We start from the raw sequence: 15,701 nt of genomic DNA on the forward strand, positions 1-15,701 counted from the left end.
GGGCAGAAGGGAGTTGGTCCTCGGCTACGAGGAGACGCTGTCGGACGCCGAGTCCTTCGCGCTGACACCGGTCGTTCGGAAGCTCGTCCGGAAGGCGCCGGGGGTCACGCCCAGGCGTCGCACGAACGCCCTGCGGAGCGACTCGGGTGACCCGAACCCGGTGCGGCGCGCGACCACCGCCATGGGGTCGTCACCCGTCTCCAGCATCGCCTGGGCGGCTTCCAGCCTGACCTCTTCCACGTACCGGGCCGGTGTCGTGCCCACCTCTTCGCAGAAGAGCCGGCTCATGTGCCGGACACTGACGCCCGCCCCGCGCGCCATCGCCGACAGTGTGTGATTGGCCCCAGGATTCTCCGCGACCGCGTCCAGGACCCGGCGGAGCATCTCCTGACGGGGGTGGGGAGCCAGCGCGCGGACGCTGAACTGGGACTGGCCGCCGGGCCGTTGCATGAAGACGACCATGTCCTTGGCCACCGCCCGAGCGACCTCCGCACCGTAGTGGTCCTCGACGAGCGCCAGCGACAGGTCGATGCCGGCGCTGACCCCCGCCGACGTCATCGTCCGCCCGTCCCGCACGAAGATGGCGTCCGGATCGACCCGCACGGAGGGGAAGCGCAGGGCCAGTTCCCGTGAGTGCCGCCAGTGCGTCGTGGCGCGGCGGCCGTCCAGGAGTCCGGCCGCCGCCAGCAGGAACGCTCCCGTGCACACCGATGCCGTGCGATCGGCCTGCTCACTCAGCCGCCGCACCACGTCCAGCAGAGCGTCGTCCTTGATCACCGTCTCCCATTCCGGGCCGCCGGGGATCACCAGAACGTCGGAGGGCTCAGCGAGGTCGTCGACCGAGAGGTCGGCGCCCAGGCGGGTTCCGGCGGACGTGACCACCTCTGCGCCGTCCTGCGAGACGACCTGGACCCGGTAGTGCCCGCCGAACTCGTTCGCCGTCGTGAACACCTCGACGGGACCCGTCACGTCCAGCAGCCGCACCCCCGGGAAGACGAACACGGTCACGGTGCGCGAGCCCGCTGCACGGTGCTCGTGACGCATGGGATGCCTCCTGGACGATTGGGTGTGAGCGCTGGACGGCCCAGACACCGGCGGCAGTGCGCGGGTCACCGCGCCGCCGCTGTGCGGGGCGGGATCGCGACGGATGTCCGTGCGCCCAACGTACGCAGGCGACCGCCAGGCACGCTACGACCGGCTTGCTCTCTGCTGAGAGGTACGGCATCCCAGCCTCTCGACCGGAGGAGACCGGCGGCAAGCCGGCTCGGGTCGCCTCCTGTGCGAGCGGGCAGTCGGGCCGGACCGGAGGCAGCGAACGAGGGCGTGATCGTGCCGGCGGACCCGCGCGGAGCCCGGGACGTCGACCAGGGTGTTCCACGGGTGCGACCGACCGCCGCGCGAGGGAGCGTGAAGGCCACGGCGGTTCCGCGGCGCGGACGACGGCCGCGAGCCCGGGACGACAGGAGTGATCGCAGATGGCGAAGATCTTGTTCATGGTGTCCGGCGCCACGTACCTGACGTTGAAGGACGGCACCCGGTACGCGACCGGTTACTGGGCCGAGGAGTTCGCGGCCCCGTACAAGCAACTCACCGAAGCCGGCCACCAGGTCGTCGTCGCGACACCCAACGGGGTGACCCCGAACGTCGACATGATGAGCCTGCGGCCCGAGATGGCGGGCGGTGTCGAGGCGGCCCTCGAACTCGAGGCCATCATCCGTTCCGCCGAGGTCATGCGCCGGCCGCGTCAGCTGTCCGACGTGCGCCTCGAGGACTACGACGCGGTGTACCTCCCCGGCGGCCACGGTCCCATGGAGGACATGTGGGTGGACGCCGACGCGGGACGGCTGCTCACCGAACAGCTCGAGTCGGGCAGGCCGCTCGTGATCGTCTGCCATGCCCCCGCCGCGATGCTGGCCACCCGGATCCACGGCGTGTCGCCGTTCAAGGGCTACCGGGTCACGTGCTTCACCAACGACGAGGAGGAGGCCGTCGGGCTCGCGTCCAGGACGCGGTGGCTGCTGGAGGACGAGCTGAAGGAACTCGGCGTCGAGTTCAGCCGTGGCGAGATCTGGAAGCCGTACATGGTGGAGGACCGGAACCTGATCACCGGGCAGAATCCCCACTCGGCCGCTGTACTGGGAGAGCGGCTGCTTCAGGTCGTGAAGTAGATCCCCCGCGAAGACGCTCGTGTCGAACATGGAGGCGCAGGTCATGGACATGAAGCTGGAGGTCGTGGTGGTGCCGGTGTCCGACGTCGACCGGGCCAAGGACTTCTACACGGCGCTGGGCTGGAGGCTCGACGCGGACGTCGCCACGGACGAGAACTTCAGGGTCGTGCAGGTCACGCCGCCGGGTTCCTCGGCATCGGTCATCTTCGGTACCTCGCTCACCTCCCAGGCGGCGGGCTCCGCGCAGGGCCTGCATCTGGTCGTCGACGACATCGTCGGAGCCCACGACGAGCTGAAGCGGCTCGGCGTCGACGTCAGCGAGGTGTTCCATGATGCCGGCGGCGTCTTCCACCACGCCGGCACCGACGCGCGGGTGCCCGGTCCGGATCCGCAGCGCGGCAGCTACGGTTCGTTCCTGTCGTTCAGCGACCCCGACGGCAACGGCTGGCTGCTGCAGGAGATCACCACCCGGCTGCCGGGGCGCCTGGACCCGACCTCCACGGTGTTCGCCTCGGCCGAGGACATGGCGGCCGCGCTGCGCCGCGCGGCCGCGGCGCATGGCGAGCACGAAGCGAGGACCGGTGCGGAGGACGCGGACTGGCCGGACTGGTACGCGCAGTACATGGTGCGGGAACAGGCCGGCAGCGAACTGCCGTCCTGAGGCCCTCGCCGGTCACGGATCGTGCACCGGCTGCCACGGATCGGGGGCCGCCTGCCGGAACCATGGCGTTGATCACCGGTGCCGGCCGTGGCGTCGGTGCGCGACAGCCCAGGCGCGGGAGGCCGGCCTCGGACTCTGCCGGGCGGGCTGACGCGCGGAGGTCCATCTGCTCGACGGCGGCCACTTCGTCCTGGGCATGCGCGCGGGAGAGGCGGCCGAGTGGATCCCGGGCCTTCCTGACAGCGAGCGAGAGAGGCGGTCGAGTTCATGCGTCCCGACATCGTCCCAGGGGGCACCTTTCCGGACTTCGCGTTGCCCGATCACACCGGAGAGGTCCGCACACTCAGCGAACTGCAGGGCGGCGACCCCTTGGTCCTCACCCTGGCGCGGGGGCACTACTGCCCGAAGGAGCACCAGCAGCACCGCGAGATGGCGGCGGTGCTCCGGCCGAAGGCCGCGGTCGCCTACACACAGATGGTGACGATCGCCACCGACGACCACCACACACTGCAGGAGTTCCGTCTCTCCGTCGGGGCCCAGTGGCCGTTCCTGTCCGATCCGGAGAGGACCGTCCAGCGGGCACTCGACATTCAGGAGTACACCGACCCCGATCACGATCCGATGATCCCGCACACGCTGGTGCTCAAGCCGGGGCTGATCGTGCACACCGTCTACAACGGCTACTGGTTCTGGGGCCGGCCCTCGCCCTACGACCTGTGGCGCGATCTCGCCGCTGTCACACGGGAGATCCGACCGGACTGGGACCTGAGCACTCCCGGCCTGCGCGAGGCCTGGGACTCCGGCGACCACTCCGCGTTCCACGGCTGGGACAGGCGCCCGGCCGACGCGGGAGCGCGGGCCCGATAGGCGCGCTCTCCTCGACAGCAGGGCCCACCAGGTGAAGATGCGTGCCACCATGACGCCGCTGTAGCGTGCAGTGTGTCCGGCGGAAAAACCGGCAAAGGCGGGCAACGGTGGCATCTCCGGGGCACAACGCAGGGCACGGGACGCAGGCAGGGCTGCTCGGGCGGCAGAGCGAATGTGCCTTCCTCGACGAGATGATCAACGCGGTCCGCGCGGGGGAGAGCCGTGCACTCGTCGTCCACGGCGCGCCCGGCGTGGGGAAATCGGCGCTGCTCGCCCACCTGATGGACACCGCCGCCGATCTGCGTGTGCTGCGCGCCGTCGGCATCGAATCCGAGCGGGAACTCGACTTCGCGGTCCTGCACCAGCTGTGCGCTCCGCTGCTCGTCCGGCTGAAGAGCCTGCCCGACCCCCAGCGCGGTGCGCTGGAGACGGTGTTCGGGACGCGGACAGGGGCTCCGCCCCCGGGCCTTCTGGTCGGCCTCGCGGTGCTCGGTCTGCTCTCGGACGCCTCGGTGGAACGCGCCTTGCTCTGCGTCGTCGACGACGCGCAGTGGATGGACCGCGCCTCGGCGCAGGTGCTGGGCTTCATCGCCCGCCGGCTGCCTGCGGAGTCGGTCGCCCTCGTCTTCGGCGCCCGCGAGCAGGCTCAGGAGCTGCTCGGACTACCGGAGTTGGAGGTCACCGGACTCAGTGACGCCGACGCCCACGCCTTGCTCGACTCGGTCACGCACGCCCGGTTCGACCAGCAGGTCCGCGACCGGATCGTCGCGGAGACCCGGGGCAATCCCCTGGCCCTGCTGGAGTTGCCGCACGGGCCGGCCGTCGGCGAGGTGGCCGGGGGATTCGGTCCGGTACCCGCCGACAGTGTGCCGGGCCGGATCGAGCGGAGCTTCGCGAGCAGGATCGCCGAACTGCCGGAACAGACACGTCTGTTGCTGCTGGTCGCCGCCATCGAGCCGGTCGGTGACCCCGCCCTGGTGTGGCGTGCCGCCGGTCGGCTCGGTGTGACGGAGGCGGCGCTGGCCGGTGGCACGCACGGGCTGCTGTCGTTCGACGTACGCGTCAGGTTCCGCCACCCGCTCGCGCGGTCCGCCGCGTACCGGTCGGCGACGGAAGAGGATCGCCGGGCGGCGCACCTCGCCCTCGCGGAGGTCACCGACCCGCAGGCCGACCCGGATCGCCGCGCCTGGCACCTCGCGTCCGCCGCCACCGAGCCCGACGAGCGCGTCGCCCGCGCACTGGAGCAGTCCGCCGACCGTGCGCAGGCGCGGGGTGGGGCGGCCGCCTCGGCGGCGTTTCTGCAACGGTCCGTCGCTCTGACCGTCGACACCTCACGGCGCGCGGACCGCGCCGTGGCGGCCGCGGCCGCCACCCTTCAGGCCGGCGACCTCGAAGGGGCACGCACACTCGTCGGCATCGCGGACACGGATGCCCGGACCGAGTTCCAGCGCGCGCGATGCGATCTCCTGCGCGGCCGGATCGCATTGGCGGCCGGGCTCGACGACGAGGCACCGCGTCTCCTGCTGAGAGCCGCGCAGCGGCTCGAACCGTTCGACGCGGGTCTCGCGCGCGAGACCTGTCTGATCGCGTGGGGCGCGTCGGCGTTGATCGCGGCCGACGCGGACAGCCTGGAGCTGATCTCCCGCGCGATGAACGAACTGCCGCCCTGCCAGGGCGTTCCGCACGCCCTCGATCTCGTGATCAAGGGGTGCGCTCTGCTCGTCACCGACGGGAGCGCCACCGCCGTACCCGTGCTGCGGCGGGCTGTGACCGAACTGGCGGATCTACCAGCTCGTGACGTCCTGAAGTGGGGTTGGGTGGCCAACTGCGTGAGTGCGGCCCTCTGGGACGACGAGATCCTTCGCGTCATGTACGGCCAGGCGGTCGAGGTGGTCCGGACCGCCGGCGCCCTGACCGAACTCCCGTTGTGCCTGGCTTCGCTCGGGATGGCGGCCACCTGGGCCGGGGACTTCGACGGCGCGGCGGCGATCGTCGCCGAGGCCGACATCGTGGCCGCGGCGACCGGCGTTCCCATCGCGCCGTGCGTCGAGCTGCGGCTCAGCGCCCTGCGGGGCCGGGGCGCCGAAGCGGAGGCACTCATCGCCGGCACGATCGAAGAGGCGGGAGCGGGCGGCCGGTTGATGGGGGTCGCCGGCGCGCAGTGGGCGGCTGCGGTCCTCTACAACGGTCTCGCCCGCTACGAACAGGCGATGTCGGCGGCCCGGGCCGGTACGCGGACGGCGGGGCTGTGGGTCTCGGTGTGGGTGCTGCCCGAACTCGTCGAGGCCGCCGTGCGTGTCGGGGACGAGGAAACCGCCCGCGGTGCGCTCGAACGGCTCGCGGAGGCGGCGGAACCGTGTGAGACCGACTGGGCGCAGGGAACGCTGGCCCGGTCACGGGCGCTGCTGCACCAGGGAGCGGCCGCGGACCGCCTGTACCGTGCGGCGGTCGAGCGCCTGGGCCGGACGCAGCTGCGTCCCGAACTCGCGCGGGCCCACCTGCTGTACGGGGAGTGGCTGCGCCGTGGGCGGCAGCGGGTCCAGGCCCGTGAGCATCTGCGCACGGCGTACGAGATCTTCGTGTCCATCGGGATGGAGGCGTTCGCCGAACGGGCCCGCCGCGAGCTGCTCGCCACCGGGGAGTCCGCGCGCAAGCGCACGGTCGAGGCGTCGTCGAGTGACGAACTGACGCCGCAGGAGCGGCAGATCGCGCTGCTGGTGCGGGCCGGTCTGTCCAACCCGGAGGTCGGGACGCGGCTCTTCCTGAGCCCGCGGACGGTCGAGTGGCATCTGCGCAAGGTCTTCACCAAGCTGTCGATCACCTCCCGCAGGCAGCTGCGGGACGCTCTGCCTCACGGCGAGTTGGCGCCGGAGTGGGGCCTCAAGGGATGAGCTGCTGGCCGCCGTCCACGTCGTAGGTCGCGCCGGTCAGGGCCGTGTTGGTCATCAGGTGCAGCGCGAGTGCCGCCACGTCCGCCGGTCCGACGACGCGCCTGATGGGCAGCGTGGCGCGCAGCTGTTCCCGGCGGGCCTCGATCTCGTCGCCGAGCAGGTGCGCCGACAACGGGGTGTCGACGAACCCGGCGGCGATCGCGTTGACCCGCATCGGGGCGAGTTCGAGGGCGGCGTTCGCGACGACGGCGGGCAGTGCGGCCGCCGCGACGGCCGCGATGCTCAGGCCCACGCCGGGACGACGGGCGTGCGTGCCCGTGATGTACGTCAGTGATCCGCCGGGGCGGACACGGTCCGCGCACTCCCTGGCGATGCGCAGCGACCCCAGGACGTGTTCGTCGAGCACACTCCGTGCCTGATCGAAGTCCATCTCGAGGATCGGCGCATAGACGGGGCCGCCGCCGCTGACCAGTACGTGGTCGACGGGCAGGGGCAGCTCGGCGAAGAACCGGCGCAGGCCCTCGGCGTCGCTCAGGACGAGTGTGGCGGCCAACGCCCCCAGCTCGTCCCGGGCGGCGTCGAGCCGTCCTTGATCACGACCGGTGAGGATGAGTTTCGCCCCGGCCGCGTGTGCTTGGCGGGCGGTCTCCAACCCGATGCCGGAGCTGCCGCCGATGACGACGACGGTGTTTCCCGAGAGATCGTTCACTGCGTCCTCCCGCGCGGTCACTGCCTGCTTCGTCTGAGTGCCGGTGGGTGATCGAGGAACCGGTCGGGCGTACCCGCGAACCGTGCGCGGCGACCTCGGTGGGCAACCGGGTGGTGGTCGTGACCAGGCCTTCCCTGTCCGTCCGTCTCAGACGTTGCTCGGTCCAGCATCGGACGGCCGGGTGAACGCTCGCGCCCGTGAAGTTCCCTGGCCGTGCGCCGGCCAGTGAGTTCCACGGGCGCGACGACACACCCTCGCCCGCCACTGTGGAGGAGGGCACAACCCGCCCGCCGGGCCGCAGCCGCAGGCGGGCAGGGCGGTACGGCGGGAGTTCGGATGGTCTTCGTCAGCGAGGAAGGCCGCCTCGGGCAGGGTGCCTCCGCACGACGACCTGCTGGCCGGGTTCCCCTACCTGGGGCTGCCGCACAGGTAGGCAGGCGCCGTCCGCAGGCGGGTCACCGGGGGATCGCTTCGTAGGTCACGACGGAAGAGGGCCAGCATGAGCGTGCCGGGCAGGAAGGTCGCCGTCATCACGGGTGCCTCGCAGGGCATCGGTGCGGCCCTGGTCGAGGCGTACGGGAAGCTCGGGTACGGCGTCGTGGCGACGTCGCGGAGCATCGCCGCCGGGCCGGATCCGGATGTCCTCGCGGTCCGGGGCGACATCGCCGACCCCGCCGTGGCCGAGCACGTGGTCGCGGCAGCCATCGAGCGGTTCGGCCGCGTCGACACCCTGATCAACAACGCCGGCATCTACATCGCCAAGCCGTTCACCGAGTACACCCGGGCCGACTTCGAGGCCATCACCGGCGTGAACCTGGCGGGCTTCTTCTTCGTCACGCAGCTCGCCGTCGCGCAGATGCTCCGCCAGGGCGGCGGTCATGTCGTCCAGATCAGCACGAGTCTGGCCGACCACGCCAACTCCTCGGTGACCGCGGCACTGGCCTCCTTGACCAAGGGGGGACTGCAGTCCGTCACCCGGGCTCTGGCCATCGAGTACGCGGCCCGCGGTATCCGCAGCAACGCGGTCGCCCTGGGCGTGATCAGGACGCCGATGAACTCGGGAGCGGACGACGGCTCACTCGCCCGCAGCCATCCCCTGGGAAGAATGGGAGAGGTCAGCGACGTCGTCGACGCGATCGTCTATCTGGAGAACGCCCCCTTCGTCACCGGCGAGATCCTCCACGTCGACGGCGGCCAGAACGCCGGTCACTGAACCGCTCGGTCAGGTGACGGCGACCAGGCCGTCAGGTGGAGGAGCCGACGGCGGCGCCCTCGTGCCCGGCCGGGAGGCGGGGCCGGACCGCGGCCACCGCCATGGCGGTGATCACCGCCAGCCAGACCAGTGCGCCGACCCATATCTCCCACCGGCCCAGTGTGGTCAGCCATGAGGTTCCCGTCGTACGTCCCAGTTCGTGGGTGGTGACCCCGTACATGCCGATCGGGAACACCAGGTTCCACCAGCCGAGCTCGTAACGGAACGGGATCTTCCGCATGCCGTGCTTCCAGACACCCAGAGCGAGCAGCAGCGGGATCAGCCAGGTGGAGAACGACCAGAGGACCACCGACGAGCCGGCGATGGCCGGACGTGACAGCAGCATGCTTCCGGAGGGCAGTTCGAGCAGTCTCGTTCCGGCGAGTACGGTGATCGCCGCCGCCCCCATGAAGATCCAGGACGACGTCATGAGGCTTCGCGGCTCGACCGGCCGCGTCAGGAGCCTGCCCAGGACGAGACCGGCGACCAACAGGTACTGCACCAGGCCGATGCCCCAGCAGACCAGGGCAAGGGTCGGCAACTGTGGGCCCGACACCTGCTGAGCCAGCGCCGCCGCCGCCACGGCCACCGACTCCGACCCCACGGCCCACAGGAACCAGGTGCCGTTCACGTGGTCGACCGAGGGGTTGCGTCGTGCGCTGGTGATCAATCCGAGGGGAATCGCGTAGCCCAGCAGCAACCACCCCACCGTTCCGAAGGCCAGGAACGCGCCGGTCACCGCAGTGTGGCCGTCCGGTGCGAGGCGCGCGGCCATCACGTCGGCGGCGATGAAGACGGTGAGGAACGAGAACCCGCGCGGCCCGACGAAGTCCGCGACGACGCGCTGCCGCATGCCCAGCAGACGCCAGGCGTAGGCGGGCAGCAGCACCGCGCAGCCGATCAGGCCGATCACCAGCAGAACCGCGGAGGCGGTGTGCGCGCCGTTGATGTTCAGGCCGGTGGAGACGATGCCGGTGCCCATGACGAAGGCGAACGCCCCGGCGTTGAGGTTTGCGACCGCGGAGGACACACGCGTCAGGTACCCACGCGGGGGCGGATCAGGTTGCGCACGCTCCCCGTCGGCCAGCCATTCCGCGAGGACGGCGACATGGCCGCCGTGCGGGTCCTCGGCGGAGGTCAGCAGGGTCAGCCTCGTGTGTTCGGCCAGGTCGCGCAGGTGGTTCGCCGCTTGTCGGTGCTCAGGATCCCCGAGTTCGGCCAGATAGCGGTGGCGGAACTCGGAGTACTGCAGGAATTCTTGGCTGTAGCTGCGCTGCAACGCGGCGGATGGCGCGACAGTGCTCAGCCATTCGTCGAGATGCGCTGCTTCTTCGCTGATGCCCCGCGGCCAGACGCGGTCGACGAGCACCCGGGTGCCGTCCTCGAAGTCCTCGAAGGGCGTCTGTTCGTAGACCGTGCGACAGGTCACCTGCTGGGCCATGACGTACCTTTCCCGGGCACGGCCTGGAGGCGGCCGAGAAGTCACACCGGTTCGAGAAACACGGGGCGGGCCGGGAGATCACCCCATCGGTGGTGAGGTCCGGCGGGCCGGACGCCGGGCGGCCGCGTCACGAGGTCCGGTCGTCAACCACCGTCTCGCTCGACACCTGGCCTCGCAACTCGTGCGGTACCCGCTTGTCGTGCGACCAGGACTCCGTCTGATGCGACCGCCTGTACGACCGGACTCCGTATCGCGGGTGCGCACCGGCACGCCGCCGGAGCTCAGCACCGGCCGGCCCCGGCGGGCCATGGACGGACCGCGCCGGGGCCGGGCCGCAGCGGACCGGGACCGGCTAGCCGAGGCGGGACACCTGGTAGTGGACGATCGACCAGTCGTCCTCGGCACGCTTCAGCAGCACGGCGAGTTTGACGGCGAGCGTGGGCCGGTCGGTGAAGGAGAAGTCGACGTCCAGGTACCCGAGCAGCAGGTCGTCCGCGAGGCGCCGGGTTTCGAGGATCCGGTACGCGGCTGTCATGCCGAGCGGCTGGGAGTCGTAGTACTCGGCGATGCCCTTGCGTCCGACACTGTAGGGGTGCAGGCCCTGGAAGATCGCGTCCTCCGTGAAGCCGGACGCGACCCGCTGCGGGTCGTGTGCGCCGACGGCCGCTTTCCATCGGTCGAGGACGCCACGCAGGATCGTCTCGTTGCCCGTTGTCGTACTCATCGCGGTGTCTCCCGTCGAGCGAATCGAGTGGTTCAGTGTCCGGCGCTCATGCCGCCGTCGACATGCAGGATCTCGCCGGTGACGAACGGAGCGTTCTCCAGGTAGAGGACGGCGTCGACGATGTCGCTGACTTCGCCCATCCGGCCGACGGGGTGGAGGGCGGCGAGGAACTCGTGGGTCTCCTCGGCGTGCATGGGGGTCTTGATCGTGCCGGGCGACACCGCGTTGACGCGCAGCCCGCGGGTGGCGTACTCGATGGCGAGCGACTTGGTGGCGGACTGCAGGCCGCCCTTGGTCAGCGAGGCCAGGACGGACGGGACGTCGGCGTCCGCGTTGTCGACCAGGCTGGTGGTGACGCTGACGATGTGACCGCCGCCCCGCGCCAGCAGATGCGGCACCGCGAGCTGGGTGATGTGGAAGAACCCGGCCACGTTGATGCCCGTCACCGAGGCGTAGTCCTCGGCCGTGTACTCGGTGAACGGCTTCGCCACGAAGACGCCCGCGTTGTTGACCAGGGTGTCGATACGGCCGAACCGCTCGACGGCGGCGCTGATCACGCGCGCCGCGGTGGCCGGGTCGGCGAGGTCGCCCTGGACGGTCAGGACACCGGCGTCCTCGACCGGGGCGATCGTGCGGGAGGTGGCGACGACGGCGTGGCCCAGCTTGCGGTAGGCCTCGACGAGGGCGGCGCCGATGCCCTGTGACGCGCCGGTGATGACGGCGACCTTCTGGTGCTGCGTGCTCATGATGACCTTCTCCGAAACGATTGACCGGTCACTAGCCGACCGGTCGACTATTTGGAATGTAGGTCGGCTGACGGGCGACGTCAAAGGTCGGAGGGGGTTGTCGCGGGACCCGTTTCCTCCCGCCTGTGAGGCGCGGACTCGCAGCGCAGATCAGCGGGGGAGTGCGGGCGGCTCAGCGGGGGAACGCGTGCGGATCGGCGGCGGGCAGCCAGACGTCCGGGGCGTGGAGGCCGAGGTCGCCCACGTCGTCGCACAGGGCGTCGACCACGGCCAGGACCCCGGCGCGGTCCTCGTTCTCGCGCCGGACCAGGGACCAGGTCCAGTAGACCTTGGGCGCCACGATCTCGCGGCGGACCAGGTCGGGCGGAAGCGGCGCGGTCTGCCCCTTGGGCGAGTTGAGGGCCGGGCGACGGCAACGGCGGACGTGGTCGAAGAAGGCGGGACCGGTGACGGCCCCGTCGGAGATGCGTACCGTACGGGCGCCGGTGGACCGGGCCAGTTCCTCGCCGTACGCGTTCCACGACGCCCAGGAGGTGACGTCGTCGTCGATGAGGACGTCGATGTCCTGAGCCGCCACGCCGGGCGCGTCACCGAGGTCGGCGCCCTTGGCGACCGCGTAGAGCCGGTCGGCGCCGATGAGCCGGGCCCGCAGCCCGAGCCGCCGGAGGTCCTCGGTGCGCACCCAGCACACGGCGAGGTCGAGGCTGCCGTCGGCCACCCGGGTGGCCTGGGTGTGCGAGGGCGCGACCCAGGCGTCGACATGCACCCGGGCCACCGCCGCCGTACGCGAAGTCAGGTCTGCCGGTAGCCAGTTGACGTATCCGAGCCGGACCGACTCCGAGCCGGAGAGGCGGCCGGCCCGGCGCTGGAGGTCGTCGGCGCGGTCCAGCAGGGCACGGGTGTGGGGGAGCAGGGCGGCTCCGGCCGGAGTGAGGGAGACCGAGCGCCGGTCCCGGTCGAACAGGCGCACGCCCAGGTCCCGTTCGAGGGACTTGATCTGCTGGGAGAGGGAGGGCCCCGCGATCAGCAGCCGCTCGGCGGCCCGGCCGAAGTTGAGCTCCTCGGCGACCGCCACGAAGTACCTCAGCTGGCGCAGTTCCACGCGCGCCATGCTACCCGCGCGGGGAGGCCGCGCCGCTCGGCAGCGAGGCCGTCGGCCGTGGCATCGGTGCTGGTGGCGGCCGCAGCGAGGCCGCTTCGAGCGGTTGGCTGTCAGCGCATGCCGCGACCGTTTCCCCAGTCAGCAGGCGCCGATGAGCGCCAGGCAGTTGCCCCAGAGGGGTGTCAGGCGCTGGGTGTTGTTGTACAGCTTGGCCAGCATCACCTGGCCCTCCAGCTGGGCGACCACGGCCCGGGCCGCCTCCCGGGTGTCGGTCACGGAGACGTCGCCGCGCTCCTGTGCTTCGGCGACGACCGCTTCGACCATGTCGACCTGTGCGTCGAAGATCTCCTGCAGTCGCGCCCGCACGGCATCCGTCTGGTTGCTCAGCTCAAGGGTGAGGTTCCCGAACAGGCAGCCCGACACCGTGCCGCAGCCCTGCTGACCGGCGCGCTGGGCGGCTTCGGTCTCCTCGAACAGCTGCCGCAACCGCTGCAGCGGATCAGCGCCACCGCCCAGTACGCGTGCCCAGTCGTGCTGTTGGTCCGCCCAGTGCTCGTCGACGACGGTGAGCACCAGGGCCTCCTTCGACTCGAAGAAGTAGTAGAAGCTGCCCTTCGGCACGCCGGCCGCCTTGCAGATCTCGGCCACGCCCAGAGCCGTGTAGCCGCGCTCCTCGATCAGCGAGCGCGCGGCTCCGAGGATCTTCTGCTTGGCGTCACTGGTTCGTCCCACACCTGGAGTGTAGCGAAGTACTAGACCGGTCGGCTAAGAGAGGGGGGCGGCGCCAAGCCGTCGTTCCGCGGCGGCGGGGGAGGTGGCCCCTGGGCCGGTCCCGTTCCCGGTCCCGGTCCCGGTTCCGCTCGGCGGCGGGCCCCTGTCGGTAGGACGGTCGCCCACGCATCCCCGGCGTCCACGTCCCGACACGGGCCGGTGGACGAAGGCCGCGGCGCCGTCGAGGGTGACATGGTGGTCCCATGTGCGGCCGCTACGTCTCCACCCGAAGCCCCGAGGACCTGGTCCAACTCTTCCAGGTCACCGACTGGCGAGCCGAGGAGGCGCTCGCGCCGAACTGGAACGTCGCGCCCACCGACCCCGTGTGGGCCGTCCTGGAGCGCTCGGCGCGGGGGAGCGACGACGGCGCGCCGCAGTCCAGGCAACTGCGGCCGCTGCGCTGGGGCTTGGTGCCCTCGTGGGCGAAGGACGCGAAGGCCGGAGCGCGGATGATCAACGCGCGGGTGGAGACGGTGCACGAGAAGCCCGCCTACCGCAGCGCGTTCGCCAAGCGCCGCTGCCTGCTGCCGGCCGACGGCTTCTACGAGTGGCAGCAGATCAAGGACCACGGCACGGGCAGGAACCGCAAGCAGCCGTACTTCATCCACCCCGAGGACGACCAGGTGATGGCGCTCGCGGGCCTGTACGAGTACTGGCGCGATCCGGCGGTCAAGCAGGACGACGACCCGGCTGCCTGGCTGACGACCTGCACCATCATCACCACCGAGGCCACCGACGCGGCCGGCCACGTGCACCCGCGGATGCCCCTCGCGCTCACCGCGGAGCACTACGACGAGTGGCTCGACCCCCGCCACCAGGACCCGGACGAACTACGCGCGCTGCTTACCCAGCCTGCCGGCGGCCACCTGGACGCCCGGTCGGTGTCGCCGGCGGTCAACAGCGTCCGCAACAACGGCCCCCACCTCCTCGAAGCGACCGCTCCGTAGACCACTGCCCGCCCGGTGAGCTCCCGCTCGGCATCCCCGTGCCCAGGGCGGCGAAGGAGCTGATGCCCCTCACCGACTACTTTTCTCGCCTTGACAAAAAAATTTGTCGGCAGGATCCTGGAGTGGTGCTGAGCGCCGCCGTGACGGAGAACCCGCACCGTCCGAGCCGTGAAGCCCACAGGACACCCGAAGAACGAACAGCCACCACACACCCCAGGAAGTCCTCCCATGCGCACTGTGATCAGCACGGCCTTCGTCTCGCTCGACGGCGTCGTCGAGGGGCCCGGCGGCGAGCCCGGATACCGCAACGCCGGTTGGACCTTCAAGGACATCGACTTCGTCCCCGAGGCGTTCGAGATCAAGGGGAGAGAGCAGCAGGAGTCCGGCGCGATGCTGATGGGCCGCGCCAGTTACGAGGCCTTCAGCCCCGTCTGGCCGAACATGCCGGAGTTCGCTCTCTACAAGACCATGCCGAAGTACGTGGTCTCCACCACCCTCACCGAGGACAAGCTCGTCTCCGACTGGGGCGAGACCGCCATCCTGCGCTCCCTCGACGACGTCGCCGCCCTCAAGCAGACCGACGGCGGCCCGATCATCGTCCACGGCAGCGCCCAGCTGAACCACGGCCTCTCGGACGCCGGCCTCATCGACCGCTACCACCTGCTCGTCTTTCCCCTGCTGCTCGGCGCCGGCAAGCGCCTGTTCAGTACCACGGACAAGGACACCCAGAAGCTGAAGCTCGTCGAGCACGAGGTGTACTCCAACGGCCTCCAGAAGAACGTCTTCGACGTCGTGCGCTGACCGGGGTGCTGGGGGCCGCGGGGAGGCTGTTCTACGAGCGCGGGATCCACGCCGTCGGAGTCGACCTGATCGCCGCCGAGGCGGGGGTGACGAGGAAGACCCTCTACGACCGGTTCGGCTCCAAGGAGCAGGTCGTCGTGGAGTACCTGGCTGATCGCGACGAACGCTGGCGGGCCTTCCTCACCCGGTATCTCGACGCCGCGGAGCCGGAATCGGTGGCGCGGGTGCTGGCCGTGTTCGACGCCACGCTCGCCTGGGTGGGGGAGAGCGGTTCCAAGAGTGCGGCATGGTCAACGCCCACGCTGAGATCAGCGATGCCTCCCACCCCGCACACTCGATCATCGTGGGACAGAAGGAGTGGATGCTCGCCCTGTTCACCGGCCTCGCCGGCGGCGTCGCCCCGGACCAGGCCGACCATCTGGGGCGGACACTCATGCTGCTGCACGAAGGGGCACTCGTCGCCCACGGCCTGAACATCTTCCCGGATCCCGTCAGTCACGCTCGGGAGCCGACGCAGATGCTGCTCACCGTGGCCGGGAAGTCCGCGGGGAGATGCTGAACGGCCGGCGAAGCGCCGCCGTGGGAGCGCGGACAGAAGGACACGCCCACGGTCGCGACAGC

14 protein-coding genes and 1 pseudogene are annotated in these 15,701 nt (G+C 70.8%); 8 read left to right on the forward strand and 7 right to left on the reverse strand.

The genetic code is table 11. From position 1 onward, the window contains the following. Nucleotides 1–24: 24 nt before the first annotated feature. Nucleotides 25–1,044: a GlxA family transcriptional regulator gene (locus ABZT03_RS06705; RefSeq protein ID WP_356034434.1), complete on the reverse strand. Its 1,020-nt coding sequence runs from the start codon at nucleotides 1,042–1,044 to the stop codon at nucleotides 25–27. Nucleotides 1,045–1,475: 431 nt separating this feature from the next. Between ABZT03_RS06705 and ABZT03_RS06710 the strand changes: the two genes are divergently transcribed. From ABZT03_RS06710 to ABZT03_RS06725, 4 genes are all read left to right on the forward strand, one after another. Next, on the forward strand, nucleotides 1,476–2,168 hold the full coding sequence (locus ABZT03_RS06710) for a type 1 glutamine amidotransferase domain-containing protein (protein ID WP_356034436.1): 693 nt from the start codon (nucleotides 1,476–1,478) through the stop codon (nucleotides 2,166–2,168). Nucleotides 2,169–2,211: 43 nt separating this feature from the next. After that, nucleotides 2,212–2,829, forward strand: a complete 618-nt coding sequence (locus ABZT03_RS06715; protein ID WP_356034439.1) for a VOC family protein — start codon at nucleotides 2,212–2,214, stop codon at nucleotides 2,827–2,829. Nucleotides 2,830–3,096: 267 nt separating this feature from the next. Next, nucleotides 3,097–3,696 carry a redoxin domain-containing protein gene (locus ABZT03_RS06720; protein ID WP_356034442.1) on the forward strand — a complete coding sequence of 200 codons (600 nt, stop codon included), beginning with the start codon at nucleotides 3,097–3,099 and terminating at the stop codon, nucleotides 3,694–3,696. A gap of 107 nt (nucleotides 3,697–3,803) precedes the next feature. After that, entirely contained in the window at nucleotides 3,804–6,587 is a 2,784-nt protein-coding gene (locus tag ABZT03_RS06725) for an AAA family ATPase (protein WP_356034444.1), read from the forward strand. Here ABZT03_RS06725 and ABZT03_RS06730 read toward each other — a convergent pair. Next, entirely contained in the window at nucleotides 6,577–7,296 is a 720-nt protein-coding gene (locus ABZT03_RS06730; protein WP_356034447.1) for an SDR family oxidoreductase, read from the reverse strand. The genes ABZT03_RS06725 and ABZT03_RS06730 overlap by 11 nt on opposite strands. 499 nt (nucleotides 7,297–7,795) lie before the next feature. On the opposite strand from ABZT03_RS06730, the gene ABZT03_RS06735 reads away from it, so the two are divergent. Then, entirely contained in the window at nucleotides 7,796–8,509 is a 714-nt protein-coding gene (locus ABZT03_RS06735; protein WP_356034450.1) for an SDR family oxidoreductase, read from the forward strand. A gap of 31 nt (nucleotides 8,510–8,540) precedes the next feature. On the opposite strand, the gene ABZT03_RS06740 is transcribed toward ABZT03_RS06735, so the two are convergent. The 5 genes from ABZT03_RS06740 to ABZT03_RS06760 all read right to left on the reverse strand — a co-directional run bounded on the left by ABZT03_RS06740 (nucleotide 8,541) and on the right by ABZT03_RS06760 (nucleotide 13,293). Next, nucleotides 8,541–9,989, reverse strand: a complete 1,449-nt coding sequence (locus ABZT03_RS06740) for a DUF488 family protein (protein ID WP_356034452.1) — start codon at nucleotides 9,987–9,989, stop codon at nucleotides 8,541–8,543. Between the two features lie 352 nt (nucleotides 9,990–10,341). Further along, a complete protein-coding gene (locus tag ABZT03_RS06745) occupies nucleotides 10,342–10,713 on the reverse strand; it encodes an SgcJ/EcaC family oxidoreductase (RefSeq protein WP_356034455.1) in 372 nt (123 codons plus the stop codon). A gap of 32 nt (nucleotides 10,714–10,745) precedes the next feature. Continuing rightward, nucleotides 10,746–11,459 (reverse strand): SDR family oxidoreductase, encoded by a 714-nt coding sequence (locus tag ABZT03_RS06750; protein WP_356034458.1) that lies wholly within the window; start codon nucleotides 11,457–11,459, stop codon nucleotides 10,746–10,748. 172 nt (nucleotides 11,460–11,631) lie between these two features. After that, nucleotides 11,632–12,570, reverse strand: a complete 939-nt coding sequence (locus ABZT03_RS06755; protein ID WP_356034461.1) for a LysR family transcriptional regulator — start codon at nucleotides 12,568–12,570, stop codon at nucleotides 11,632–11,634. A 129-nt stretch (nucleotides 12,571–12,699) separates the two neighbouring features. Beyond that, complete coding sequence (locus ABZT03_RS06760; protein WP_356034464.1) at nucleotides 12,700–13,293, reverse strand: TetR/AcrR family transcriptional regulator; 594 nt, start codon at nucleotides 13,291–13,293, stop codon at nucleotides 12,700–12,702. A 242-nt stretch (nucleotides 13,294–13,535) separates the two neighbouring features. On the opposite strand from ABZT03_RS06760, the gene ABZT03_RS06765 reads away from it, so the two are divergent. The 3 genes and pseudogenes from ABZT03_RS06765 to ABZT03_RS06775 all read left to right on the forward strand — a co-directional run bounded on the left by ABZT03_RS06765 (nucleotide 13,536) and on the right by ABZT03_RS06775 (nucleotide 15,639). Next, a complete protein-coding gene (locus ABZT03_RS06765) occupies nucleotides 13,536–14,279 on the forward strand; it encodes an SOS response-associated peptidase (RefSeq protein ID WP_356034467.1) in 744 nt (247 codons plus the stop codon). Nucleotides 14,280–14,507: 228 nt separating this feature from the next. Then, on the forward strand, nucleotides 14,508–15,080 hold the full coding sequence (locus tag ABZT03_RS06770; RefSeq protein ID WP_356034470.1) for a dihydrofolate reductase family protein: 573 nt from the start codon (nucleotides 14,508–14,510) through the stop codon (nucleotides 15,078–15,080). Next, nucleotides 15,077–15,639 (forward strand): annotated as a pseudogene (locus ABZT03_RS06775) (TetR/AcrR family transcriptional regulator). The gene ABZT03_RS06770 and the pseudogene ABZT03_RS06775 overlap by 4 nt, the downstream one beginning before the upstream one ends. Nucleotides 15,640–15,701: the final 62 nt, after the last annotated feature.

The sequence above is a fragment of the Streptomyces sp. NPDC005574 genome (genome assembly GCF_040605435.1).
In the GTDB taxonomy this organism is placed as follows: Bacteria; Actinomycetota; Actinomycetes; order Streptomycetales; family Streptomycetaceae; genus Streptomyces.